This window comes from Novosphingobium sp. UBA6272 (assembly GCF_002440635.1).
Lineage (GTDB): Bacteria > Pseudomonadota > Alphaproteobacteria > Sphingomonadales > Sphingomonadaceae > Novosphingobium.
This window is the reverse complement of record NZ_DJUW01000028.1, coordinates 183,158-206,906: the sequence shown is the minus strand read 5'-3', so window position 1 is coordinate 206,906 and position 23,749 is coordinate 183,158. Positions and strand designations below refer to the sequence as shown.

23 protein-coding genes and 1 tRNA gene are annotated in these 23,749 nt (G+C 64.7%); 8 read left to right on the top strand and 16 right to left on the bottom strand.

What is annotated here, in order from left to right; all coding sequences use genetic code 11:
- The first annotated feature begins 3 nt into the window (after positions 1–3).
- On the top strand, positions 4–1,461 hold the full coding sequence (locus B2V17_RS13880; protein ID WP_292998677.1) for a glycerol-3-phosphate dehydrogenase: 1,458 nt from the start codon (positions 4–6) through the stop codon (positions 1,459–1,461).
- Between the two features lie 37 nt (positions 1,462–1,498).
- Here the strand turns inward: B2V17_RS13880 and B2V17_RS13875 are convergent, their stop codons facing one another.
- Positions 1,499–3,025: an acyl-CoA carboxylase subunit beta gene (locus B2V17_RS13875; protein ID WP_292998675.1), complete on the bottom strand. Its 1,527-nt coding sequence runs from the start codon at positions 3,023–3,025 to the stop codon at positions 1,499–1,501.
- Between the two features lie 160 nt (positions 3,026–3,185).
- Complete coding sequence (locus B2V17_RS13870; protein ID WP_292998674.1) at positions 3,186–5,093, bottom strand: acetyl/propionyl/methylcrotonyl-CoA carboxylase subunit alpha; 1,908 nt, start codon at positions 5,091–5,093, stop codon at positions 3,186–3,188.
- Between the two features lie 114 nt (positions 5,094–5,207).
- Here B2V17_RS13870 and B2V17_RS13865 point away from each other — a divergent pair, with 114 nt between their 5' ends.
- Complete coding sequence (locus tag B2V17_RS13865; protein WP_292998672.1) at positions 5,208–6,095, top strand: c-type cytochrome; 888 nt, start codon at positions 5,208–5,210, stop codon at positions 6,093–6,095.
- Positions 6,096–6,311: 216 nt separating this feature from the next.
- Here the strand turns inward: B2V17_RS13865 and B2V17_RS13860 are convergent, their stop codons facing one another.
- Positions 6,312–6,971 carry an RlmE family RNA methyltransferase gene (locus B2V17_RS13860; RefSeq protein ID WP_292998670.1) on the bottom strand — a complete coding sequence of 220 codons (660 nt, stop codon included), beginning with the start codon at positions 6,969–6,971 and terminating at the stop codon, positions 6,312–6,314.
- Positions 6,968–8,161 (bottom strand): Ppx/GppA phosphatase family protein, encoded by a 1,194-nt coding sequence (locus B2V17_RS13855; protein ID WP_292998668.1) that lies wholly within the window; start codon positions 8,159–8,161, stop codon positions 6,968–6,970. The genes B2V17_RS13860 and B2V17_RS13855 overlap by 4 nt, the downstream gene beginning before the upstream one ends.
- A 144-nt stretch (positions 8,162–8,305) precedes the next feature.
- Between B2V17_RS13855 and B2V17_RS13850 the strand changes: the two genes are divergently transcribed.
- Both B2V17_RS13850 and B2V17_RS13845 read left to right on the top strand, forming a co-directional pair.
- Positions 8,306–8,379, top strand: a tRNA-Gln gene (locus B2V17_RS13850).
- 104 nt (positions 8,380–8,483) lie between these two features.
- Positions 8,484–9,356 (top strand): TIGR00730 family Rossman fold protein, encoded by an 873-nt coding sequence (locus tag B2V17_RS13845; RefSeq protein WP_292998666.1) that lies wholly within the window; start codon positions 8,484–8,486, stop codon positions 9,354–9,356.
- On the opposite strand, the gene thiD is transcribed toward B2V17_RS13845, so the two are convergent.
- The 3 genes from thiD to glmM are packed head-to-tail and all read right to left on the bottom strand — an operon-like array spanning position 9,353 to position 11,662.
- Complete coding sequence (thiD, locus tag B2V17_RS13840; RefSeq protein ID WP_292998664.1) at positions 9,353–10,102, bottom strand: bifunctional hydroxymethylpyrimidine kinase/phosphomethylpyrimidine kinase; 750 nt, start codon at positions 10,100–10,102, stop codon at positions 9,353–9,355. The two genes, B2V17_RS13845 and thiD, sit on opposite strands and share 4 nt — an antisense overlap.
- Positions 10,102–10,326 carry a DUF1272 domain-containing protein gene (locus B2V17_RS13835; RefSeq protein ID WP_292998662.1) on the bottom strand — a complete coding sequence of 75 codons (225 nt, stop codon included), beginning with the start codon at positions 10,324–10,326 and terminating at the stop codon, positions 10,102–10,104. The genes thiD and B2V17_RS13835 overlap by 1 nt, the downstream gene beginning before the upstream one ends.
- Positions 10,319–11,662, bottom strand: coding sequence for a phosphoglucosamine mutase (glmM, locus tag B2V17_RS13830; protein ID WP_292998660.1), 1,344 nt, complete (start codon positions 11,660–11,662; stop codon positions 10,319–10,321). Before glmM ends, B2V17_RS13835 begins: the two co-directional genes overlap by 8 nt.
- Positions 11,663–11,753: 91 nt before the next feature.
- Here glmM and B2V17_RS13825 point away from each other — a divergent pair, with 91 nt between their 5' ends.
- Positions 11,754–12,995: a dicarboxylate/amino acid:cation symporter gene (locus tag B2V17_RS13825; RefSeq protein WP_292998658.1), complete on the top strand. Its 1,242-nt coding sequence runs from the start codon at positions 11,754–11,756 to the stop codon at positions 12,993–12,995.
- Between the two features lie 172 nt (positions 12,996–13,167).
- Here B2V17_RS13825 and B2V17_RS13820 read toward each other — a convergent pair whose 3' ends face one another.
- Positions 13,168–14,376 (bottom strand): N-acetyltransferase, encoded by a 1,209-nt coding sequence (locus B2V17_RS13820; protein ID WP_414690814.1) that lies wholly within the window; start codon positions 14,374–14,376, stop codon positions 13,168–13,170.
- 49 nt (positions 14,377–14,425) lie between these two features.
- On the opposite strand from B2V17_RS13820, the gene B2V17_RS13815 reads away from it, so the two are divergent.
- A complete protein-coding gene (locus B2V17_RS13815) occupies positions 14,426–15,484 on the top strand; it encodes a fatty acid desaturase family protein (protein ID WP_292998656.1) in 1,059 nt (352 codons plus the stop codon).
- Between the two features lie 3 nt (positions 15,485–15,487).
- On the opposite strand, the gene lptG is transcribed toward B2V17_RS13815, so the two are convergent.
- Positions 15,488–16,585 carry an LPS export ABC transporter permease LptG gene (lptG, locus tag B2V17_RS13810; protein WP_292998654.1) on the bottom strand — a complete coding sequence of 366 codons (1,098 nt, stop codon included), beginning with the start codon at positions 16,583–16,585 and terminating at the stop codon, positions 15,488–15,490.
- Positions 16,585–17,793, bottom strand: a complete 1,209-nt coding sequence (gene lptF / locus B2V17_RS13805; RefSeq protein WP_292998652.1) for an LPS export ABC transporter permease LptF — start codon at positions 17,791–17,793, stop codon at positions 16,585–16,587. Before lptF ends, lptG begins: the two co-directional genes overlap by 1 nt.
- A gap of 145 nt (positions 17,794–17,938) precedes the next feature.
- On the opposite strand from lptF, the gene B2V17_RS13800 reads away from it, so the two are divergent.
- Complete coding sequence (locus B2V17_RS13800) at positions 17,939–18,646, top strand: VIT1/CCC1 transporter family protein (protein WP_292998650.1); 708 nt, start codon at positions 17,939–17,941, stop codon at positions 18,644–18,646.
- Here the strand turns inward: B2V17_RS13800 and B2V17_RS13795 are convergent.
- The 6 genes from B2V17_RS13795 to B2V17_RS13770 all read right to left on the bottom strand — a co-directional run bounded on the left by B2V17_RS13795 (position 18,643) and on the right by B2V17_RS13770 (position 23,085).
- Positions 18,643–19,035 carry a type II toxin-antitoxin system VapC family toxin gene (locus B2V17_RS13795; protein ID WP_292998648.1) on the bottom strand — a complete coding sequence of 131 codons (393 nt, stop codon included), beginning with the start codon at positions 19,033–19,035 and terminating at the stop codon, positions 18,643–18,645. The genes B2V17_RS13800 and B2V17_RS13795 overlap by 4 nt on opposite strands.
- On the bottom strand, positions 19,032–19,277 hold the full coding sequence (locus B2V17_RS13790) for a type II toxin-antitoxin system Phd/YefM family antitoxin (RefSeq protein ID WP_292998647.1): 246 nt from the start codon (positions 19,275–19,277) through the stop codon (positions 19,032–19,034). The genes B2V17_RS13795 and B2V17_RS13790 overlap by 4 nt, the downstream gene beginning before the upstream one ends.
- Positions 19,278–19,309: 32 nt before the next feature.
- Positions 19,310–19,684 (bottom strand): ATP-dependent Clp protease adapter ClpS, encoded by a 375-nt coding sequence (gene clpS / locus B2V17_RS13785; protein WP_292998646.1) that lies wholly within the window; start codon positions 19,682–19,684, stop codon positions 19,310–19,312.
- Positions 19,685–19,836: 152 nt separating this feature from the next.
- A complete protein-coding gene (locus B2V17_RS13780; protein ID WP_292998645.1) occupies positions 19,837–20,592 on the bottom strand; it encodes a phasin family protein in 756 nt (251 codons plus the stop codon).
- Between the two features lie 143 nt (positions 20,593–20,735).
- The gene (locus tag B2V17_RS13775) at positions 20,736–22,598 is read right to left on the bottom strand and encodes a PHA/PHB synthase family protein (protein ID WP_292998643.1); all 1,863 of its coding nucleotides are present in this window, start codon (positions 22,596–22,598) and stop codon (positions 20,736–20,738) included.
- Between the two features lie 13 nt (positions 22,599–22,611).
- Positions 22,612–23,085, bottom strand: coding sequence for a hypothetical protein (locus B2V17_RS13770; RefSeq protein ID WP_292998641.1), 474 nt, complete (start codon positions 23,083–23,085; stop codon positions 22,612–22,614).
- Between B2V17_RS13770 and B2V17_RS13765 the strand changes: the two genes are divergently transcribed.
- Complete coding sequence (locus tag B2V17_RS13765; RefSeq protein WP_292998640.1) at positions 23,084–23,740, top strand: DUF2306 domain-containing protein; 657 nt, start codon at positions 23,084–23,086, stop codon at positions 23,738–23,740. The two genes, B2V17_RS13770 and B2V17_RS13765, sit on opposite strands and share 2 nt — an antisense overlap.
- Positions 23,741–23,749: the final 9 nt, after the last annotated feature.

Genomic DNA, 23,749 nt, shown 5'->3' with positions numbered 1-23,749 from the left:
AACATGAGCGAGATCTACGACCTTGCAGTGATCGGCGGCGGCGTGAACGGCGCGGGGATCGCGCGCGATGCGGCAGGTCGCGGGGCGAAGGTTTTGCTGCTTGAAGGCGGCGACCTAGCCCAGGGGACCAGTTCGGCCTCGACCAAGCTGATCCACGGCGGACTGCGCTATCTTGAGCATTACGAATTCGGCCTGGTCCGCGAGGCGCTCAGCGAGCGCGAGGCGCTGTGGCGGATCGCGCCGCACATCATCCACCCGATGCGCTTCGTTCTGCCCTATGTCGAAGGCCTGCGCCCGCGCTGGCTGCTACGCCTGGGGCTGTTCCTCTATGACCACATCGGCGGGCGCAAGCGCCTTCCGGCCACCCGCACGGTCGATCTGCGCCACCATGCCGCGGGCGGTCCGCTCAAGGGCGGGTTCTCGACCGGGTTCGAATATTCCGACGGCTGGGTCGACGATGCCCGGCTGGTGGTGCTGAACGCCAGGGACGCGGTCGAACACGGCGCGGCGGTCCGCACCCGCACCCGCGTCACCGGAGCACGACGCGAGGATGGGCTGTGGCGGATCGAGGCCGGGAACGAGACGTTCCACGCCCGCGCGCTGGTCAATGCGGCAGGGCCAAGGGTTCTCGAGGTGGAAACGCTGGTCGGCGAAACGCCCGACTATGCGATGCGGCTGGTCCGCGGCAGCCACATCGTCGTGCCGAAGATGTTCGATCACGACTATTCCTATTTCTTCCAGCTGCCCGACGGACGGATCTTCTTCGCGATCCCCTATGAGCGGCAGTTCACCCTGATCGGCACCACCGATGTCGATCATGATGCTTCGCTCGACAAGGTCGAGGCCAGCGCCGAGGAAATTGCCTATCTGTGCGACGGGGCCAGCCGTTACTTCTCCAAACACGTTACCCCGGCCGACGTGGTCTGGACCTATTCCGGGGTGCGCCCGCTGGTCAGTGACAACAGCGGCAAGCCCGAGGCGGCGACACGCGGCTACCGGCTCGACCTGTCCGATGCGGCAGCCGGGGCGCCCTTGCTGTCGGTCTATGGCGGCAAGATCACGACCTATCGCCACCTTGCCGAAGAAGCGGTCGACCTGATGGCGCGGCGGCTTCCCGCGCTCAGCGGCAAGGGCTGGACCCGCGATATGCCGCTGCCCGGCGGGGACTTTGCGATCGACGGGATCGAGGCGCTGAAGGCGGGCCTCCGCCGGGACTTCGCCTTCCTTAACGAAGAGGACGCCGACCGGATCGCTCGCGCCTATGGCACCCGCGCGCGGATCTGGTTGGAGCGCCCGCAAGGCCGCGATTTCGGCGGCGGGCTGCGCCAGGCCGAGGTCGATTACCTCGTCGCCGAGGAATGGGCGGCCAGCGCCGAGGACGTGCTGTGGCGCCGGACCAAGCTGGGACTGCGGCTGAGCAAGGAGCAGGCTGCGGAGCTGGAGAAGTACCTGGCCTCCTGAGGCCCTCCCCATCTGGCTGCGCAAAATGGAGAGGATCTTATGGAGTCGCCCCCAGCGCTTTCCAGGCCAGATCAGCGAACTCGCACAGCAGGGGCCGGGTCTCGCGCGGATCAATGATATCCTCGATCCCGAACATCTCGGCGGTGCGGAACGGGCTGCGTACGCGGTTGAGCCGGTCGCGAATCGCGGAAAGGTGCGCCACGGGGTCTTCGGCCGCCTCGATCTCGCTCTTGTAGGCCACCTCGATCCCGCCTTCGATCGGCAAGCTACCCCAGTCGCCGCTGGGCCAGGCGAAGCGGTATTGAAAGGTCTCGGCGTTGCTCATCGCCGATCCGGCGATACCATAGGCGCGGCGGACCACCACCGAGCACAGCGGCACGGTGGCCTTGTAGATCGCGTTCATCGCCTGGACGCCATAGCGGATCGTCCCGGTCATCTCGGCCTCGCGCCCGATCATGAACCCGGGGTTGTCGACCAGATGGACCACCGGCAGGCGGAACTGGTCGGCCAGCTTGATGAAGCGTTCGACTTTCTCGCTGGTCTTGGCTTCCCACGATCCACCGAGGAAGCTGGGGTCGCTGGCCACCACCGCGACCGGCCAGCCATCGAGCCGGGCGAAGGCGGTGATCGCGGCGCGGCCCCATTGCTTGCCCATTTCGAAGACCGAGCCCTTGTCGAACGCGGCGTTCAGCAACTTGCGCATCGAATAGACCTGCTTGGCCTCTTTCGGCACCAGGCTGATCAGCGATGGGTCCTTGCGGTCGACCGGGTCGCTATTCGCGGTGCGCGGGGCGAGCTGGCCGACCGCGCTGGGCAGGTAGGACAGGAAGCGCCGGGCCTGGGCAAAGGCCTCGGCCTCGCTGGCGACTTCCTCGTCGACCACGCCGTTGCGGGTGTGGATGATCGAACCGCCCAGGCTCTCCTTGTCGCTCGCCTCGCCGATCGCCTCGACCACGGCGGGCCCGGCGGCGAACAGCTGGCTGAGGCCCTTGACCATGATCGAATAGTGGCTCGCCACCACCCGCGCCGCGCCGAGCCCCGCCGTGGGGCCAAGCGCCAGTGCGACGACCGGCACGCTCTCAAGGTTCTTGACCACGTCGCCCCAGCCGGGAACCGCGGGGACGTATGTCGCCCCGACCATCTCCAGCGTCTTGACCGAGCCGCCCCCGCCGGTGCCGTCGATCATCCGGATCAGCGGAATCTTGAGGCTGTGGGCCATCATCTCGCACTGTTCGAACTTGCGCCGGATCGCCGCATCGGCGGCCCCGCCGCGCACGGTGAAATCGTCGGCGCTCGCCACCACCGGGCGGCCTTCGATATCGGCCCGGCCGAAGATCAGGTTGCTGGGGGCGAGATCGCGCAGCTCGCCGTTTTCGTCATATTGGCCCTTGCCGGCGATCTTGCCGATCTCGCGAAATGATCCGGGATCAACCAGGCCCTTGATCCGCGCCCGCGCATCCAGCTTGCCGCGCCCATGCTGCCGCGCGACCTTTTCGGAGCCGCCCATCTGCTCGGCCAGCTTGCGGCGCTGGCGCAGTTCCTCGACCTCAGGCTTCCAGGTCATGCATCCTCCCCGCTACGGGGAGGGGGACCAGCGAAGCTGGTGGAGGGGTACAGGCGGGTGATCCGGGCTTTGCCGGCCAAGTCGCGATCACCGCGCGAACCCCTCCCCCATCCTGCGGATGGTCCCCCTCCCCCAAGGGGGAGGATTTGCGTGGTACCGCTCATTCGCTTACCTCGATCCGCGCCAGCAGCGCCTCGACCTGAACCTGTGCGCCGGGCTCGGCGTTCAGCTCGGCCACCGTGCCATCGAACGGCGCGGTCAGCGTGTGTTCCATCTTCATCGCTTCCAGAGTCAGCAGCTTCTGGCCTTTTGTAACGGCCTGCCCTTGGGCAACTTCGACCGCGATGACCTTGCCCGGCATGGGGGAGAGGATATCGCCGTCGTGTGCTGAGTGGTGGCCGGTGCTGCGGATGGCGGGTGGAGCAATGAACACAAAGGCCTCACCAAACTCGGTAACGACCACGGCTCCGTCCGCTAGCGCGGTGTAGAAAGGTCCAGTCTCAGGAAAACTGCCCGCCGACTGAGCAGCGTTTCCAAGCACGACTACCCCTCGACTTTCCATGCGCAGCTGTTCGTCAAATGGCGCATTCAGGCGAAAATTTTGGAGCCCAGCCGGAGCGTTTTCGGAGTCGATACCTCCAAACTCCGAGCGGGCAGCAAGCAAAGCGGCGGCGGCCTGGTTCGTAGCCGCTGGACTTGGCTTGGTCGGAGGCATCAGAGAATCTTGCGATTCGCCGATGAAACCAGTGGTAATCTGGCCGCTTGCAAAAGTCGGGCTTGCCAAACACGCGAAAAGGAAGCCGCTGTTGGTTCTGATCGGAGCGGCAAAGGACTTCGAGATCGTCCGCATCAATGCAAGGCGTGCTTCTTCTCTGTCGGCCCCACGTGTCACGATCTTGGCGATCATCGGATCATAGAAAGGGGAGATGAAATCTCCTGGCTCGACACCGGTTTCAATCCGTTCTTCGTCGTGCAGGTAGAAGTGCTCCAAACGCCCCACACTCGGCAAAAACCCCTTCGCCGGGTCTTCCGCATAGAGCCGCGCTTCCATCGCCCAGCCGTTGATGCTGAGTTCGTCCTGCTGCAGCGGCAGCGGTTCGCCGCTGGCGACGCGGAGTTGCCATTCGACCAGATCGACGCCGGTGATCTCCTCGGTCACCGGGTGCTCCACCTGCAGGCGGGTGTTCATTTCCATGAACCAGATCCGGTCGGCGCGCAGGCCCTGGCTGGCGTCGGCGATGAATTCGATCGTCCCGGCGCCCTCGTAATCGACTGCCTTGGCCGCGCGAACGGCGGCGGCGCAGAGTTCGGTGCGAGTTGCTTCGTCCATCCCCGGCGCGGGGGCTTCCTCGATCACCTTCTGGTGGCGGCGCTGGAGGCTGCAATCGCGTTCGAACAGGTGGACGACATTGCCGTGGCTGTCGCCGAACACCTGCACCTCGATGTGGCGGGGGGAGAGGATGTATTTCTCGATCAGCACATGCGCGTTGCCGAAACTTGCCGCCGCCTCGCGCTGGCATGAAGCGAGTGCATCGGCGAAGTCCTCGGCGGCATCGACCCGCCGCATGCCCTTGCCGCCGCCGCCGGCCACCGCCTTGATCAGCACCGGATAGCCGATCGCCGCTGCCTGCCCGGCCAGGAAGTCCGGGTCCTGGTTCTCACCCATGTAACCGGGCGTCACCGGCACCCCGGCCTCGGCCATCAGCTTCTTGGCGGCGTCCTTCAGGCCCATCGCCTCGATCGATTCCGGCCGGGGGCCGACCCAGATCAGCCCGGCGGCGATAACCGCGCGGGCGAAATCGGCATTCTCTGACAGGAAGCCATAGCCCGGATGGATCGCTTCGGCCCCGCTGGCCTTGGCGGCGGCGATGATCTTTTCGCCGACCAGATAGCTTTCGCGCGCCGGGCTGGGGCCGATGTGCACGGCCTCATCGGCCTGGCGGACGTGAAGCGCACGCGCATCGGCATCGGAATAGACCGCGACCGTGCGGATCCCCATCTGGCGGGCGGTACGGATGATCCGGCAGGCGATTTCGCCCCGGTTGGCGATCAGCAGCGATGAAAACATGGGGACAGTGGCTAGGCTGCAAATTGCCTTGCTGCAATGCCCCTTGCGCACAGCGCGACGCGACACTAGAGCGGCCCGCGAAACTCCTAAGGCGGATTCCCAACGGGGCACAATATGTCAGACCGTTTCAACACCATTGCCGGGTGGACGCTGTTTTCCGGTATCGTCCTGCTCGGCCTCTCGGCCGTCAGCTCGCGCTATTTCCATGCCGGCAAGGAACAGCGGCCCGAAAAGATGGGCTATGAGATTGCCGGTGTCGTCCAGGAAGGCGAAGGCGGAGCCGATGCGACCCCGTTCGAGGCCTTCCTCGCCAAGGCCGACATGGCCAAGGGCGAAAAGACCTTTGCCAAGTGCGCCAGCTGCCACACCATCGATCAGGGCGGAGCCAACGGCCTCGGGCCGAACCTCTACGCCGTGATGGGTGAAGGCATGGGTCAGGGCCGCGGCGGCTTTGCCTTCTCCGAAGCACTCAAGGGCAAGGGCGGCAAGTGGGACTGGGCCAGCATGAACGCGTGGCTGACCAGCCCCTCGGCCTTTGCGCCCGGCACCAAGATGAGCTTCGCTGGGCTGTCCGATCCGCAGGAACGCGCGAACCTGATTGTTTACCTCAACTCGAAGGGTTCGAATCTGCCGCTGCCGGCCGTGCCTGAGGCTCCGGCTGCCGGTGCCGCGCCTGAAGCTGCTGCCGTCGTCGGCGATGCCGCCAAGGGGCAGAAGAGCTTTGCCAAGTGCGCTGCCTGCCACAATGCCACTCCCGGTGGTCCCAACGGGATCGGCCCGAACCTGGCTGGCGTGATGGGCGAAGGCGTGGCCCAGGGCCGCGGCGGCTATGCGTTCTCCGATGCGCTCAAGGCCAAGGGCGGCAAGTGGGATGAAGCGACCATGGACGCCTGGCTGACCGATCCGGCCAAGTTCGCCCCGGGCACCAAGATGTCCTTCGCGGGTCTCTCCGACGCCCAGGAACGCGCCAATATCATCGCCTACCTGAAGAGCGTCAAGTAAGGCCGCCTGCCAGGAAGCACGAAGGGGCGGGGCCGCAAGGCTCCGCCCTCTTCGTTTGGGGCGCTCCCATGGGATCAAGCTGACGGGATGGGCCTAAAGAAAGCCCTTCCCCCGGGGGAAGGGTTGGGATGGGGGGCCGGGCCAGGTTGGAGCCCCCACCCCCAACCCCTCCCCGCCGGGGAGGGGAGACTTCACCTCAGTTGGGCGGATAGACGCTCAACCCTTGAAGCCTTGCGCGATCACGTACCATTCCGACGAGTCCTTGCGGCTCGCGGGCGGCTTGCCGTGTTTGACGGTGGTGAAGTGCTGCTTGAGCAAGGCCAGCAATTCGGTGTCGGTCCCGCCGGCCAGGACCTTGGCGACGAAGGCTCCGCCAGGACTGAGGTGCTGGATCGCGAAGTCGGCGGCGGTCTCGACCAGGCCCATGGTCCGCAGGTGGTCGGTCTGCTTGTGGCCGACGGTGTTGGCGGCCATGTCGGAGATCACCAGATCGGGCGGGCCGTCCAATGCCTCGGTCAGTGCTGCCGGGGCCTCATCAGCCATAAAGTCCATCTGGAAGATAGTGACCCCCGGGATCGGATCGGTGGGGAGCAGATCGATCCCGACCACCGCCGCCTTGGGGTTGCGCTTGCGCACGACCTGGGCCCAGCCGCCTGGAGCAATGCCAAGGTCGACCACCCGGCGGGCGCCTTTGAGCAGGCTGTATTTCTCGTCGAGCTCGATCAGCTTGAAAGCGGCTCGGCTGCGCCAGCCTTCGGCCTTTGCCTGCTTGACGTAAGGATCGTTGAGCTGACGGGTCAGCCAACGGGCCGAGCTGGTGCTGCGCTTTTTGGCGGTGCGCAGTCGCTCGTGCGGATCTTTCCCGGACCGGCTCATGCTGCACCCTGCTTGATTCGGCGGATCGCCGCGCGGGCGCGGTCGCCGGCCCCGCCTGAGGCCATCAGGCCGCGCAGGATTCCTTCGCGAATTCCGCGATCGGCCACGCCGAGCCGGTCGGCGGGCCAAAGGTCGAGTATCACTTCAAGGATTGCGCAACCAGCCACCACCAGGTCGGACCGCTCGCGGCCGATGCAGGGCTGGGCCCGGCGCTGCTCGGGCGGCATGGCGGCCAGCGACTGGCACAGCACGCGCATCGAATCGGACTGAACGATCAACCCGTCAACAGCGCTGCGATCGTATTGCGGCAGCTCCAGATGCAGGCTGGCCAGGGTCGTGACCGTGCCGCTGGTGCCAAGCAGGCGCGGTTGATCGGTGCCGTCACGCGCTGCCAGCCAGGCCGCCGCGCGCTCTGCGAAAGGGGCCAGGCTGCCGCGCACCAGGTCGCACATCTGGGCATAGCGGGCTGCGCGGCCGGCTTCATCGGCAGGTTCGGCCATGCAGCTTTCGGTTAGCGAGACGACGCCCCAGGGCACGCTCTGCCAGTCATGGATCAGTGGCGGCGCATCGGGGCGGGTTTCGACCAGAACCAGTTCGGTCGAGCCGCCACCGATATCGAAGACCACCGCCGGCCCTTCGCCGGCTTCGAGCAGCAGGTGGCAGCCCAGCACGGCCAGGCGGGCCTCTTCCTTTGCGCTGATTATGTCGAGCAGGATGCCGGTTTCCTCGCGTACCAGCTGGATGAAGTCCGCTCCGTTCTCGGCCCGGCGGCAGGCCTCGGTCGCGACCGAGCGGGCAAGGTGGACATTGCGGCGCTTAAGCTTGTCGGCGCAGATGTGGAGCGCACCCAGTGCCCGGTCCATCGCGGCATCACTCAGCCGTCCGGTCTGCGCCAGACCTTCGCCCAATCGCACGACCCGGCTGAAGGCATCGACCACCACGAAGTTTTCTCCCTGGGGGCGGGCAATCAGCAAGCGGCAATTGTTGGTGCCAAGATCGATCGCTGCGAAGGCCTGTCGATGGAACGGAAGGGCGCGCTGCACTTGCTGCCACAGGCCCGATTGGGGCCGGCCGGGGCCACCTTGGCGGTCATTCCACGGATTCGCATGGTCAGCCGCTGCGGGCTTGCCGGAATCCTCGCGGGCACCTGGCCCATCGTAACCACCTGGCGGCGGAGGGTTGTCCGCCATGTTCACTGCACTCTTTATCGTTTTCCCGGCCGTTGCGGCGGGTACCTGAAGGCGATGCTATACCTCTCGGCGCAGCAGGGCAAGGGCAGGGCGCTTCGCGCGCTTGACGGGGCGGCGCGGCGGCACTAGAGGCACGCCCCTGATTGCCCGATCCTCTAATGGTAAGAGAGCGGACTCTGACTCCGTCAATCAAGGTTCGAATCCTTGTCGGGCATCCAATTCCCCCTCGTAAGAACCAGACCCCGTCCTGCAGCAAACGCGGCCACGGCGCTGATTGGCGTTCTGCTTTGACAGCGGTGCCGGAACCAGCGAAAAGAAGGCAATGACAGAAGAAGAAAAGGAAAAGCGGCTCCATCGTCGCCGCTTCTACAAGGCCGAGCAGGAAGCAGGCTTTGTCGAATCGCAGGATCACTCCACCCCGCAAACCCGCAGCCCGGCCTACAAGCTGGCCTTTCGCGATACCGACTTCCTCCTGCGCGAGGAATTGCGGCCGGTCCGGTTCCAGCTCGAACTGCTGAAATGCGAAATGCTGCTGGACGAGGCCAATATTGGCTCGACCCTGGTCTGCTATGGCTCGGCGCGGATTCCTTCGCCCGAAACGGCGGCGGAACTGGTTGCCAATGCTCCGCCCGAGCGCAAGGCCGTGGCCGAGCGGCTTGCCGCCAACGCCAAGTACTATGACATCGCCCGCGAGCTTGCCCACATCGCCAGCAGCTGCAACATCGTTGAGCAGGGCATGCGTCAGTTCGTGGTCTGCTCGGGCGGCGGGCCATCGATCATGGAAGCGGCCAACCGCGGCGCGGTCGAGGCTGGGGCCGAGACTATCGGGCTCAATATTGTCCTTCCGCACGAGCAGGCGCCCAACCTCTACGTCACCCCGCGGCTGGCCTTCCAGTTCCACTATTTCGCCTTGCGCAAGATGCACTTCCTGCTGCGAGCAAAGGCGGTTGCCGTGTTCCCGGGCGGGTTCGGAACCTTCGACGAATTCTTTGAACTGCTGACCCTGATCCAGACCGGCAAGATGAAGCCGATCCCGATCCTGCTGTTCGGCCAGGCGTTCTGGGACCGGGTGGTCAATTTCGAGGCGCTCGCCGAGGAAGGGGTGATCAACCCGGACGACCTCAAGCTGTTCCACCGGGTGGAGACTGCCGAGGAGGCCTGGGCCGTGATCCGCGAGTTCTACGCGCTGGATTAGCCGCGCGCTTCGGTATGCCCCAGCGGGCCGTGCCCGGCGCCGAAGCCGGGCGCGGCGCGCAGCGCGGAGCGGACGAACAGCCGGGCCCGGTCAACCGCTTCGGGGAGCGGCAGGCCCTTGCCGAGATAGGTTGCGATTGCGCTGGACAGCGTGCAGCCGGTGCCGTGGGTGTGGCGGGTGTGGATTCGCGTTGCGGCCATGACGTGCGGCGCCTCTCCGGGCAGGACCAGCGCGTCCTCCACCCGCTCGCCTTCTGCATCGCCGCCCTTGGCGAGGTAGGCGATGCGGCGGGCCTGCATTCCCTCGTGGCCGCCCAAAGCTTCCAGTTCAGAGACGTTGGGGGTGGTCAGAATGGCCAGCTGCATAAGGCGCTCAAATCCGGCGATCGTCGCCGAATCGGCCAAAGCCGCGCCGCTGGTCGCGATCATTACCGGATCGAACACCACCGGCACGCTCAGCGCCTCCAGCAGCTCGGCCACCACGGCGGCGATCGCGGGCGAGCCCAGCATCCCGATCTTGACCGCATCGACCCCGATATCGCTGACGCAGGCATCGATCTGTGCTGCGATCAATTCGGGAGACAGCACTTCCACCGCTGTGACGCCCAGCGTGTTCTGCGCGGTGATCGCGGTGATCGCGGTCATCGCGTAACCACCGATCATGGTGATGGTCTTGATATCGGCCTGGATGCCCGCGCCGCCGGAACTGTCGGACCCGGCAATGACAAGGATGCGGGGCGGGGGCATTATCCCTTGAACTTGCGGACGGTGCTGGGCGGGTGCTTGGCATGCAGATGCTTCGCCCGGCTCGGCCGGTCCATCAGTTCGCCGCCGCAGTTGGGGCAGCGCTCGTCCAGCAGATCAGCACATTCGGTGCAGAAGGTGCATTCGAAGCTGCAGATGAAGGCACCGGGCTGTTCGGCCGGCAGATCGGTGCCGCACCTTTCGCAATCGGGGCGCATCTCAAGCATCGGCTGCTTCCTTTACCGCGTCGCAGATCGCATCGACGACCTGTTCGACCTGCTTTCCATCGTCGCCTTCAGCCATCACCCGGATCACTGGTTCGGTGCCCGATGGGCGGATCACCAGGCGGCCCTTGCCGATCAGCGCCGCCTCGGCCTCGGCAATCACCGCCTTGACCCGGTCATTGTCGAGCGGCTTCCCACCGGCAAAGCGGACGTTCTTCAAAAGCTGCGGCACGGGATCGAACAGGTGGAGCAGCTCGCTCGCCTTCTTGCCCGATTGGACCAGCGCGGCCAGCACCTGCAGCGCCGCCACGGTGCCATCGCCGGTGGTGCCGTGATCGAGCAGGATCATGTGGCCCGATTGCTCGCCGCCCAGATTGAAGCCATCGGCCTTCATCTTTTCAAGCACGTGGCGGTCACCAACCTTGGTCCGCTCCAGCGTCAGGCCCTGCCCGGCGAGGAAGCGTTCAAGCCCGAGGTTGGACATGACGGTCGCTACCACCCCGCCGCCGCGCAAGGCACCGCGCGCCGCCAGTTGCGTGCCGATCAGCGCCATGATCTGGTCGCCATCGACGGTCTGGCCCTTTTCATCGACCACGATCAGCCGGTCGGCGTCGCCATCCAGCGCGATGCCGATGTCAGCCCCGCTGGCAACCACGGTCTCCTTGATCAGCGCCAGATGGGTGGAGCCGCACTTGTCGTTGATGTTCACGCCGTTGGGCTGAACCCCGACCGCGATCACTTCCGCGCCCAGTTCCCACATCGCCGAAGGCGCAACCTGATAGGCCGCGCCATTGGCGCAATCGACCACGATCTTCAGCCCGTCGAGCCGGACGTCGTCGGGCAGCGAACCCTTGACCGCGTGGATATAGCGCCCGCGCGCATCCTCGATCCGGCGCGCCCGGCCGATCTCGGCCGCGGGGGCTAGCGCCAGGTCCTGGCCCAGCATCGCCTCGATCGCCAGTTCGTCTTCGTCGGACAGCTTGAAGCCATCGGGGCCGAACAGCTTGATCCCGTTGTCCTCATAGGGGTTGTGGCTGGCCGAGATCATCACGCCAACGTCGGCGCGCAGTTCGCGGGTCAGCATGGCGATTGCCGGAGTCGGCAGCGGCCCGGTCAGCACCACGTCCATCCCCACGCTGGTGAAGCCGGCGACCAGCGCATTCTCGATCATGTAGCCCGAAAGCCGCGTATCCTTGCCGATTACCACCCGGTGGCGATGCTTGCCGCGCAGAAAGCGGGTGCCGGCGGCCTGGCCGACCTTCATCGCCACGGCGGCGGTCATCACCCCCGCATTGGTCTTGCCCCGGATCCCGTCCGTGCCGAAATAGTTGCGTCCCATGGGCGTCCCGTAACAGGTGAAGCTTCAAGAAATTGCTATGTCGGTTTGCGGCGCTAAAGTCACGCCCCAGAAACAGTTTCGGGGAGCATCGATGACAGAGCAACCGGCGGCCGGCGCCTTTCCGGAAATCCGCGTGCCCGCCTTGCTGACCTTTGCCGCGCTGGTGCTGGGTTTCGTCGCGGCGATCCTGCTCAAGGGCACTCCGGCGCTTGATTCGCTGCTGGCCGTGGCCGGGCCGATGGGCAGCCTGTGGCTGCGCGCCTTGCAACTGACGATCCTGCCGCTGGTAATCGGCCTGGTGGTGACCGGGATCTCGCAGACCCTGGCTGCGGCAGGCGGCGGGCATCTGGCGCGCCGCGCGGTCGGCCTGTTCGTGATGGTCTTGCTGGCGGCCGGAACCATGTCGGCGTTGCTGGTTCCGGCGCTGCTGGCCATGTTTCCGGTCCCGGAAAAGGCGGTCGCGGCGCTCAGCGGCGGGCCTGCCGATGCCGGCAAGGTGCCGGGCGTTGCCGATATCCTGAACGCAATGATGCCGGAGAACATTTTCGCAGCCGCAGCCGGCGGCGCGATGTTGCCGGTGGTGATCTTCGCTTCGTTGTTTGCGCTGGCGCTGACCCGGATCGGCGCGGCGCAGCGCCAGGCGGTGATGACTTTTTTCGAAGGGCTGGCCGGGGCGATGATGGTGATCGTCGGCTGGGTGCTGATGCTCGCCCCGCTCGGCGTGTTTGGCCTCGCGGTGTCGCTCGGCGCGCAGACCGGAGCCGACGCGATCGGGGCGCTGGCGCACTACATCGTGGTGGTCAGCGCGGCCGGCTTTGTGGTGCTGCTGGCGGGCTATGTCGTGGCGGCGACGCTGGGCGGACGGCGGCTGGTCGACTTTGCCCGGGCGATGCTGCCGGTCAATGCGGTGGCGATCTCGACCCAGTCCTCGCTCGCCAGCCTGCCGGCCATGCTGGCCGCGACGCGGCGGCTGGGCGTGCGCGAGGCGACCGCCGACTTCACCCTGCCGCTCGCGGTGGCGATCTTCCGCGCGACCAGCCCGGCGATGAACATGGGCGTCGCGATCTATGCCGCGCACCTGACCGGAACGCCGTTATCGACGGCGGCCCTGGCGGCAGGGGTGTTCGTCGCCTTCCTCGTCTCTCTGAGCTCGGTCTCGCTGCCCGGAACAATCAGTTTCGTGATCTCGGTCGGGCCTATCGCCAACGCCATGGGGGTGCCGATTGCGCCCTTGGCGCTGCTGGTCGCGGTCGAGATGCTGCCCGATATCATGCGTACGCTCGGCAATGTGACGATGGACGTGGCGGTGACTTCGGCAGTGGATCGGGAATAGGAGTCTTTGCCTGGTACGCCAATCGCCTCCGCGATTGGCTTGCAACACCAGCCCGCGCCCCCGGCCCAACCACCCACAGGGTAACCTTTAACGGGTGGTTGGGCCGGGAGCGCGGGCTGGTGTTGCAAAGGACAGGCGGATGCCTGTCCGCACTGGCGTCAGCCGGACAAACCTACAACCTCTTCTCGTAGATTGTGTATTCCTTGTTGACCTTGCTCTCGATCGCATCGGCGATGGCGTTCATGCCTTGATTGTCATCGAGCACCCAGCCGATCTCGCCGCGCGTGGCGCCATAGCGGCTCACCGCATTGCGGCGGATGTTCTCGATCATCATGAAGGCCAGTTGGCTGGCGAGGCGACTGCCCTGGTGCTTCTTGAGCACGCCCATGAGCGGCACCCGCATGGTCTTGGTCGCGGGTTTGCGCAACCACCACAACAGCTTGGCCCAATTGAATGGGAACAGACTGCCTCCCATCCCGATCAGTTGCTCGTTGAGGTTGGGCAGGGTCATCATGAAGGCCACCGGCTCGCCCTCGTACTCGGCGATCTGGATCAGGTCTTCGCGGACGATCGGTTTGAACTTCTTGCCGGCATAGGCGATTTCGCGGTCGGTGAAGGGCACGAAACCCCAATTGTCGGACCAGGCATCGTTGAGGATGTGCAGGATGATCGCGGCTTCAGCATCGAACTTCGCCTTGTCGACATTGCGCACCCGGATCTTGGAATTGCGTTCGCCCGACTGGACGATCCGCTCGATCAGCGGCGGGAAAGGCTTGATGATATTGAGGTCATAGGTTCGCAGCAGCTTGGCCGGGACATAGTCCAGCGCCTCGATATAATGCTGATAGCGTTCCGGCTGGTGGCCCATCATTACTGTAGGCGGGTGATCGAAGCCCTTGGTCAGCTGGCCGGGTTCCTCCCATATCGACATCGACAGCGGGGCGAGCACGCGGGTCATGCCCTTTTCCCTCAGCCATTGCTCGGCCCGCGCGATCAGGGCCGCGGCCACCGCCTGATCCTCGGCCTCGAGCAGGCCCCAGTTGCCGGTGCTCGGGCCCATGCCCTGGGCCGGGTCCATCGCGGTCGCCAGGTGATCGATGTGCGCGGAAATCCGCCCGACGACGGCATCGCCGCGGCGGGCCAGGAACAACTGCACATCGGCGTGCTCAAAGAACGGGTTCTTGGCCGGGTTGAGCAGCTCGGCCACTTCGTTGCGCAATGGCGGCACCCAGCTCGGATCGGATCGGTTCAACCGATAAGCAAGATCGATAAAAGCGTTGAGGTCGGCCTTGCCCGCCACGGGTGCGACAATTATCTCGGGTTCTGCCACGATGCTGCCTTTGTTCAGGGTCAATGCGACCTGCGTTTGCCATAGCCACATTGTCAAGCCGATGGATCGGCATGTGCCCACCACACGGACCCTTTTGCGAATGACCGTACAGGAAAACATTACTGCCGCACCGGCCAAGTCGGCGATTCCCGACGATATGGCAATGCTGCGCGCGGCGGTCGAGCTGACGCGCGATATTTCGGCTGCGCGGCCCGAGATCTACTGGCCCGACATGCTGGTTTCGGCGGCGGTCGGCTATGCCGGGATCGCCGGTGCGGTGCTGCTGAGCGGCTGGCAGGCCTGGCTGGCGGGTCTTGTCGGCGTGTTCACGCTCTACCGTGCACTGCTGTTCATCCATGAGCTGACCCATATCCACAAGACCGCGCTGCCGGGCTTCCGTTTCGTCTGGAACCTATTGGTCGGGATTCCGATGCTGACGCCCTCGTTCATGTACGAAGGGGTGCACACCCTGCATCACGCCCGGACCCGCTATGGTACGGCGGAGGATCCGGAATATATGCCGCTGGCGCTGATGGAGCCTTGGCGGCTGCCGGCCTTCATCCTGATCGCGGCGCTGCTGCCGATCGGCCTGCTGATCCGCTCAGCCGTGCTGGTGCCGCTCGGGCTGGTGATCCCCCCGCTGCGCAAGCTGGTGTGGGAGCGCGCCTCGTCGCTCTCGATCAACCCCGATTTCCGCCGCCGCCCGCCCGAGGGTGACTTTGCCCGGATGGTATTCTGGCAGGAAGCGGGCGTGTTCGTCTGGTCGTGGGCGCTGCTCGCGAGCACTCAGGTATGGGGCTGGCGCCCGCTGCTGATCGCAATCGCGGTGGTTTCGGCCACGGCCGTGCTCAACCAGATCCGCACCCTGGTGGCGCACTTGTGGGAGAACGATGGCGCGGCGATGACAGTGACCGGGCAATACCTTGATTCGGTCAATGTTCCGCCGCCCGAACTGCTCGCTCCACTGTGGGCCCCGGTCGGCCTGCGTTATCACGCGACGCATCACCTGCTGCCCTCGATGCCCTATCACTCGCTGGGCGAGGCGCACCGGCGGATCAGCGCGCATCTCGGGGCGGGTTCGACCTTTGATAAGGCCAGCTACACCGGTTTCATGCCGCTGCTGGCCAAGATCGCGCGCAGCACAATGGTCCGGCACTGAGTTCTATTCCTCGGTTCTGACCAGTACGGTCTCACCGACCAGATAGAACAGCATGAACGGAGCCCAGGCCGCAACCAGTGCCGGGTAGCCGCCGAAGTTGCCCATCGCCAGCGCGGCGTTGTCGACCACGAAATAGGCAAAGCCCAGCGCCATCCCGACGATCGCGCGGACCAGCAGCTGGCCCGAGCGGGCAAGGCCGAATGCCGCAACCGAGCCGAGCAGCGGCATCAGCAGCGCCGATAGCGGGCCCGAGAACTTGTGCCACCATTTGCCTTCAAGCTCGCTGGTGCGGCGCCCGGAAGCCTTGAGCGCCTGGATTGAACGATAGAGTTCGAACACGTTCTGGCCGTCAGGATCGACCTTGCCGACCATCACCTGCGCCGGAGTAATCCCTGTGCCTACCACCTGGCTGCCAAGTTGCTGCTGCATGGTAGTGCGCACCTCGAAGCGGCGCGGATTCTCCAGCCGCCAGCCGGGTGCGGCATAGCTGGCGCGGTCGCTGCGCAGCTGTTCGACCACCATTCCGCCATTGTCGCGGCGGTACCAGGTCACCCCGGTCATGACGATCGCATCGCCCTCGCCGGTCACTTTTGTGGCGGTCAGGATATCGGTGCCGTCGCGCAGATAGACATTGGCCTTGATCCCGGTTTCCTTGGGCAGCGGCGCATATTTGAGCGCGCTCCACTGCTTGAGCGTGCCGGTAGTGCGGGTCACCACGGTTTCGTTGAAGACGAAACTGGCCAGGCTGATCACGGCAGCGGTCAGCAGCATCGGCGCCAGCACCTGGTGCGCGGAAAGCCCGGCCGCGCGCATCGCGATTACTTCACTGTTCTGGTTGAGCGGCCAGAAGGTGAACAGCGTGGCCAGCAGCACCGAATAGGGCAGGAACCGGGCGATAAGCTGAGGCACCCGTAGCGACAGGTAATACCAGATCTCGCCCTGGCCATTGCCCGGTACGGCCAGGATCTTGCCGCTTTCCGACAGCAGGTCGAGCATCTGCAAGACCAGCACGAGCAGCAGAAGGACACCCAGGATCCGGGTGACGAACAGCCGTACCAGGTACAGTGTCAAGGTGCGTGAGGGGAACATGCCGGCAAACATCAGGCGGTCCCGACCTTGCGCCGCTGCCGCTTCCACAGCGCGGTGACTTTCTTGGCGATCGTCGCGAAGAATTTCTCAAGCGCGCCGATCGGCTGGCCGCCGGGCACATAGGCGACCCGCCAGTACATCCACAGGATCAGCGCGGCGAAGATCACGAACGGACCCCACAGGATCACCTCGGGCGAGAAGCGGCCCTGGGCTCCGGCCGCCTGTCCGTATTCGTTGACCTTGTGATAGGCCACCACCATCACGATCGAGACGAATACCCCCAGCGGCGAGGTCGAGCGTTTGGGCGGCACTGCCAGCGCCACCGCCAGCAGCGGCAACAGCAACATCATCACCACCTCGACCAGCCGAAAGTTGAGGCTGGCCCGCGCCTCGTTGCGCAGTTTCGGGGTTACCTGGTCGCTCCAGCCGATCCGCAGCAGCTGGGGCAGGATATATTCGCGCTCGTTCCCGCCGCGTTCGCGAAATTTCTCCAGCGCGGGCAGGTCGATCGGCAGGTCGTGACGCGAAAAGCTCAGCACGCGGGGGCTGGCACCCGGCTCGTCCTGGATGATCTGGCCGTCGGTCAGGCGCAGAATGATGGTATCGGGATGGTCCTTCAGCGCCAGGAACCGGCCTTCCCGCGCCGAAATGGTCAATACCTGGCCCTTGGGGGACGAAAAGCGGGCAAAGATTCCCGACAGCTGGTGGCCGTTGTCCTTCGACTGCTCGATCCGGAGCGCCATCCGGTCCTGAAGGGTGGTGAACTCCCCAACCTTGATCGAGGCGCCCAGCGCGCCCGAGCGCAGTTCGAAATCGAGCTGTTCGTACCAGTAGCGCGACAGCGGCTGGAGGTAGCCGACGATCAGCAGGTTGCAGCCCGCCAGCACCAGCGTGATCGCATAGGGGACCCGCAGCAGCCGGGTATAGCTGAGTCCAACCGCCCGCATCACGTCGAGCTCGCTGGTGGTCGCCAGTTTGCGGAAAGCCGCGAGGATCCCGAGCAGCAGCCCCAGCGGAATGGCCAAGCTGGCATATTCGGGCATCAGGTTGGCGAGCATCCGGAACACGATGCTGACCGGCCCGCCCTCGTTGCCGACGAACTCGAACAGCTTGAGCATTTTGTCGAGCACCAGCAGCGACGCGGCGATGACAAACACAGCCAGCATCGGCCCCAGCACCAGCCGGAAGATATAGCGATCAATGGCGGGGATGGATTTCACTGGGGGCTGGGCGCTCTGGTTCCTGACCTGTCCCATAACCGCCCCGGAGCAATGGCGAAAGCGCAAATGGTTTGCGCTGTGTCATGGTTTGGGACCACTGTCGGCGCTATGTGGGCGTCAAGATAGCAGCAGTGGAGCCGACAGCATGCAGCCGATCCCGGGAAAGCCCGACGAAACCCACGCCGTGGACCGGATTGGCTGGCTGCGCGCCGCCGTGTTGGGCGCGAATGACGGGATCGTGTCGACCGCCAGTCTGATCGTCGGCGTCGCGGCGGCGGCCGGTGCCAAGCAGGAAGTGCTGGTGGCCGGCGTTGCGGGGATGGTTGCGGGCGCCTTGTCGATGGCGGCGGGCGAATATGTCTCGGTCTCGAGCCAGGCCGATACCGAAGCCGCGGATCTGGCGCGCGAGCGCAATGAACTGACCGAGCAGCCCGAGTTCGAACTGGCCGAGCTGACCCAGATCTATCGCGAGCGGGGCCTGGACGAGGCCCTGGCCAAGCAGGTCGCGGCAGCCCTGACTGCGCACGACGCACTGGCCACCCATGCCCGCGACGAACTGGGTCTTGCCGAAATGCACCGCGCCCGGCCGCTTCAGGCGGCGCTGGCTTCTGCCGGGACTTTCGCCGTTGGCGCAGCGCTGCCGCTGGTTACGGCGATGCTGCTGTCATTCGGCGCGATTCCGATGGGCGTCTCGCTCGCATCGCTGGTGTTCCTGATGGTGCTCGGCGCGACCGGCGCAAAAGTCGGGGGTGCGCCGATCGTCAAGGGGGCGCTGCGGGTGACCTTCTGGGGCGTGATCGCGATGGCCGCGACCTATGCGATCGGCAGCCTGTTCGGGACGACTGTCGGCTAATCCCAAAGGCGTTTGACACCAAACCGGTCGAATATCTGCTCGTTCGAAATCAGGGTCAGGTCCTCGACTTTGGCCTGGGCAATCAACAGCCGATCAAATGGATCGCCGTGGTCAATTGAAAGGTCACCGGCGGCAAGGGCATGTCGGGTTGAGATCGGCAGCTCCGATATGCCAACCGAAGCCAGATCTACCTCATAGTTGTCGAGGATAGGCGCCGCAATCGGCAGCTTGCCGAGCCGATATCTCAAGGCGATCTCAAAGGCATTGGCCGCACTCGCATAAATGGTCGAGTTGGGTGCAGCTATAGTGACAGCGGCCTTCGCGGGCAGTCTGGGGTTCGCTGACATCCACCAGATCAGTGCATGGGTATCGAGCAGATAGGCTGTCAAAACTCGTCGTCCCGACCTTCCCACTGGGCCAGTTCGTCATCCGACATAGGCTCGAAGAATTCGGGGCCGATTTCCACCTTGCCCTTCCAAAGCCCGGGCACCCGCTTGGGTTTGGGCTCAATCGGCACCAGCTTTACTGCCGGAACCTTGCCGCGCGCGATCACCACTTCTTCGCCGGCGAGGACAGCCGCAATCAGTCGCGAAAGGTTGGTCTTGGCTTCATGGACGGTGACTGTAGTCATGTTGGCTAACTTAGCTAACTTACTTAGCTAAGTCAAGCCTTCTCCAGCGTACACTGTAGCGGGTGCTGGTTCTGCCGGGCGAAATCCATCACCTGGTTCACCTTGGTTTCGGCAATCTCGTAGGGAAAGATCCCGCAGACGCCGACTCCGCGCTGGTGGACATGCAGCATTACCCGGGTCGCCTGTTCCAGGTCCATGCTGAAGAAGCGCTTCAGCACCATCACCACGAATTCCATCGGAGTGTAATCGTCGTTCAGCAACAAGACCTTGAACTGGCTAGGCTTCTTCGGCTTGGCACGGGTCTTGGTGGCTAGCCCGATCTGCCCCTGACCGCCCGAATCGCCTTCGCCGTCGGCATCGCCGGCAGCGCGGATCAAGGGCAGTTCAAGGTCGGTCGGATGGTGCATGGTGGGTGAAATATCGCATCTCGAGGGTTAAGGACAAGTGCTCTCGCAACAAAGCGAAGGGCCGGACAGCAACGATGTGCTGTCCGGCCCTGGCTGTCAGGCTCGCGGTTCGGCGGGGAGAGGAAGCGCCGAGCCGCGAGGAACAGCTGCCTTTAGGCGGCCTGCTTGACCTTTTCGACCGCGAGGCTGACGCGGTTCTGGATCGGGGCGAAAGCGTCACCGGCGATCTTGACGACCTTTTCCGAATGCTTCGAACCCGAAGCGACGGCGGCGTCGAAGTTGCGGCGCAGGATTTCGCTCTGCAGCTTGAAGAAGTCAGCCGGGCTCTTGACCGCAGCCAGATCCTTCAGATCGGCCTGGACGGTTTCGAATGCGGTCTTGGCATCGGCGACATATTCCTTGCCGAGGTCCTGCATGCCGGCGCTCAGCACCTTGCCGGATTCGACCAGGGCTTCAACGTTGCCCTTGGTGAATTCGCCGGCTTCGCCGAACATCGCCTGGCTGCGTTCGAACGCCAGCTTGGCGCGGTCCTGCGCGTCGGTGAGGGTTTCCTTGATCTTCGCGGTGAAGTCTTCGGTGATGGTTTCGGTCTTGGCCATGATGGTTTCCTTGAAACTGGGGGTGGTCTTAACGGCCTTGGCAACCTTCTTGGGTGCAGCGGCCTTCACGATTTTCTTCGCCGCAGCCTTCTTGGGGGCGGCAGCCTTCTTGATGACGGTCTTGGGGGCCGCAGGCTTGGCAGCGGTCTTCTTGGCGACCGGGGCCGCTTTGGCGACCGGAGCAGGCTTTGCCGCAACGGTCTTTTCTTCGGCCTTCACCGGCGCAGCAGCGGCGGCAGCGGCATAGGCTTTCTCGGCCGCGGCTTCGGCCTTGGCGGCATCGATCTTGGCTTCGGTGGCTTCGGCCATGGTATAAATCCTTCGCAAGGGTTCCGCACCGGACAAATGGCGCGGTTCATGTTGCAGTGCACAAAATAGGTATTGCACTTGCGAAGTCAAGAGATTTTTGTGCAGTGCAGCATAAGCCGCAAAGCACTAGGAAAATCAGTAATTTACCGCGACTTCACATAACTCCCGGGGGCTTCCTCGATCACCGTATCGTCCTTGCCGCCGGGCGCACGCTTGCCTTTGGCGGGGACTTCGCCCTGATCCTGGCGGCGGATCCACTCGATCCAGTGCGGCCACCAGCTGCCAGGGGTTTCGACCGCACCGGCCACGAAATCGGCCAGGCTGTCGGCGGGGCCGGGATTGGTCCAGTACTGGTACTTCTTCGCCGTCGGCGGATTGACCACCCCGGCGATGTGCCCGGAACCCGCCAGCAGGAAGGTCTTGGGCCCGCGCAGATGGTGCATCAGCTTCCAGACGCTTTCGGCCGGGGCGATGTGATCCTCGCGCCCGGCCTGGATATAGGCGGGGGTTTCGATCCGGGTCAGATCGATCGGGGTGCCATCGCCGCTCAGCGCATCGGGCACAACCAGCCGGTTGTCGCGGTAGAGATCGCGCAGGTATTCCATGTGCCACTTGGCCGGCAGATTGGTGACATCGCCGTTCCAGTGCAGCAAATCGAAGGCCGGATAGTCGCCGCCCAGCAGGTAATTGTTGACGACATAGTTCCAGATCAGATCGTTGCCGCGCAGCAGGTTGAAGGTGGCCGCCATGTAGCGCCCGTCGAGATAGCCAGTCTCGGCGGAAAGCTTTTCCAGCGCGCCAAGCTGCTGCTCGTCGATGAAGACCTTCAGCTCGCCCGCCTTTTCGAAATCGACCTGCGCAGTGAAAAAGGTCGCGCTCTTGACCTTGTCCGCCTCGCCGCGGCGGGCCAGGACGGCCAGGCTTGCCGCCAGCGTGGTTCCGGCCACGCAATAGCCGATGGTGTGGGCCGAGCCGACGCCAAGCCGCTCGCGGACATGATCGATCGCCTCGATCTGGGCGCGGATGTAATCGTCCCAGACCACGTCGGCCATGCTGGCGTCGGCCGATTTCCAGGAAACCACGAACACCGTCAGCCCCTGTTCGACCGCCCAGCGGATGAAGCTTTTCTGCGGGGAAAGATCGAGGATGTAGAACCGGTTGATCCACGGCGGGAAGATCACCAGCGGCACTTCCAGCACGCTTTCCGTCGTCGGGCTGTATTGGATAAGCTGGAAGAGCCGGGTTTCCAGAACCACCTTGCCAGGGGTGGTGGCGATATTCTCGCCCACTTTGAAGGCCTGCGGATCGACATGAGTCAGCTGCCCGCGCTTGAGATCGGCCAGGAGGTGTTCGAACCCCTTGACCAGGCTCTCGCCGCGGCTCTCAATCGCCTTTTCCATCACCAGAGGGTTGAGCATCGGAAAATGCGCCGGGCTGAGCGCCTCGACCAGGGTCCGGGCCGCGAACTTCAATTGCTCACGTTTGGCCGGATCGCCGGGCTCCGCCGCATCGGCCATGGCCATGACCTGCTCAGCCAGCATCAGGTAGGTCTGGTGAACCAGCGCATAGAACGGCTGCTCGCGCCATTTGGGATCGGCAAAGCGGCGGTCCTTGCGCGGAAGATCTGGCCCGCCTTCGCCGACAGAGCCGGCCTTGGGCCCGATCCCGTACTGGCCCAGCACCGATTCCCATAGCGCCAGGCTGTCTTCCCACATCCGCTTCTGGGTTTCCGGATTGGTCAGCGGCAGGGTCTTGAGCCAGCCCTGCATGATCCCCGCGAAACTGGCGGGGTCAGACAGCATTGCGGGCAGCCGGGCCATGGCCCCTTCGGCCTGTTCGCGCTGGAAATCGAACCACATCGCCTGCAGCCGCTGGGCTACATCGGTCCACTGCGCCAGGTCCCCGCCAGGCTTGCCGCCTTCGCCGGGGGTGAACTGGCTGAACAGCTGCTGCGGCGCGGTAAACAACTGGCCGAGCAGGGCGGTGGGATCGGGGGGCTGAGTCATCCCCGCAGTTCTATCAGCGTGCGGTGCAGCGCGCGACCCCGGATTTCCGATAGGTGGAGTCGAATTTCGGCATGTTTTCCGATCGCTCGCCAAAGTCATAGCCGTCGCCGAGATAGAGCTGCATGTTTTGCTTGGGCTTGCCGTCCTCGCCATCGTAGAGCCAGATCAAGACATTCTTGCGCGCCGAGCCCCATTTCCCGTGGCCGCGCAGTTCCTGTTCACCGTCGGCGCGCTTCATCAGGAAGCGAAACAGGGTTGGTCCGCACTTGCCGTTATCGGCAACGCTCACTCCGCAGAAATCCTTGCCGCAGGGCGCGATATCGATCGTCTTGTACTCGCGGCCGCGGCTGGAGAACGGACCGCTCTGGTCGGTCACCGTCCAGCGCCCCCAGTACGGACTGCTCGGCGCGGCGGCAGCGGGACTCATGCTGGCGATCGCCGTCAATGCAATCGACAAGGTGGCGGCGCGGTGGAATAAGGCGGTCATGGCAAACTCCTCTGGCGAACCGGTCCGGGCGAAAGGTGGCTGGCGCCGCGCCGAAATGGCTGCAATTGCATTGGCAGTCGGCCTGTTCCTGATCCAGACCGCCTGGAAAGCCCTGCGCGCGCCGTGGCTTGTCGAGGACTTTCCCGAAGCGCTCTACATCAAGGTTGAGCTGCTGCCTTGGATATTTCCGGCACACATGATCACCGGAGGTCTGGCCTTGCTGCTGGTGCCGGCGATGATCCTTGCGAGCAGTCGTCCAGCCTGGCATCGGCGGCTGGCGCGCGTGACCGTTCCGGTTGTAGTGGTAGCAGGGCTGACCGCATTTCCGGTGGCGCTGGTCGCTCCGGTCACGGCGGTTTCCTCCTGGGGCTTTGCTGCACAAGGCGCGGTCTGGCTGGCCTTGCTGGGGCTAGGGATCTGGCATGTCCGCCATGGCCGGATCGCGCAGCACCGGGCCTGCATGCTGTTGATGGCGGCGACCACCACCGGGGCGGTGTTCTTCCGGATCTACCTGGCGCTGTTCGCGCTCTATGGTCATCCCCGCCAGTACCAGCAGTTTTATGCAATCGATGCCTGGATCGCCTGGACGCTGCCGCTCCTCGCCATGGCCTTTTTTCTCAAACGGACTGGCGCAATCGCGCCGCTTCCCCGATAAGGCTCCTGC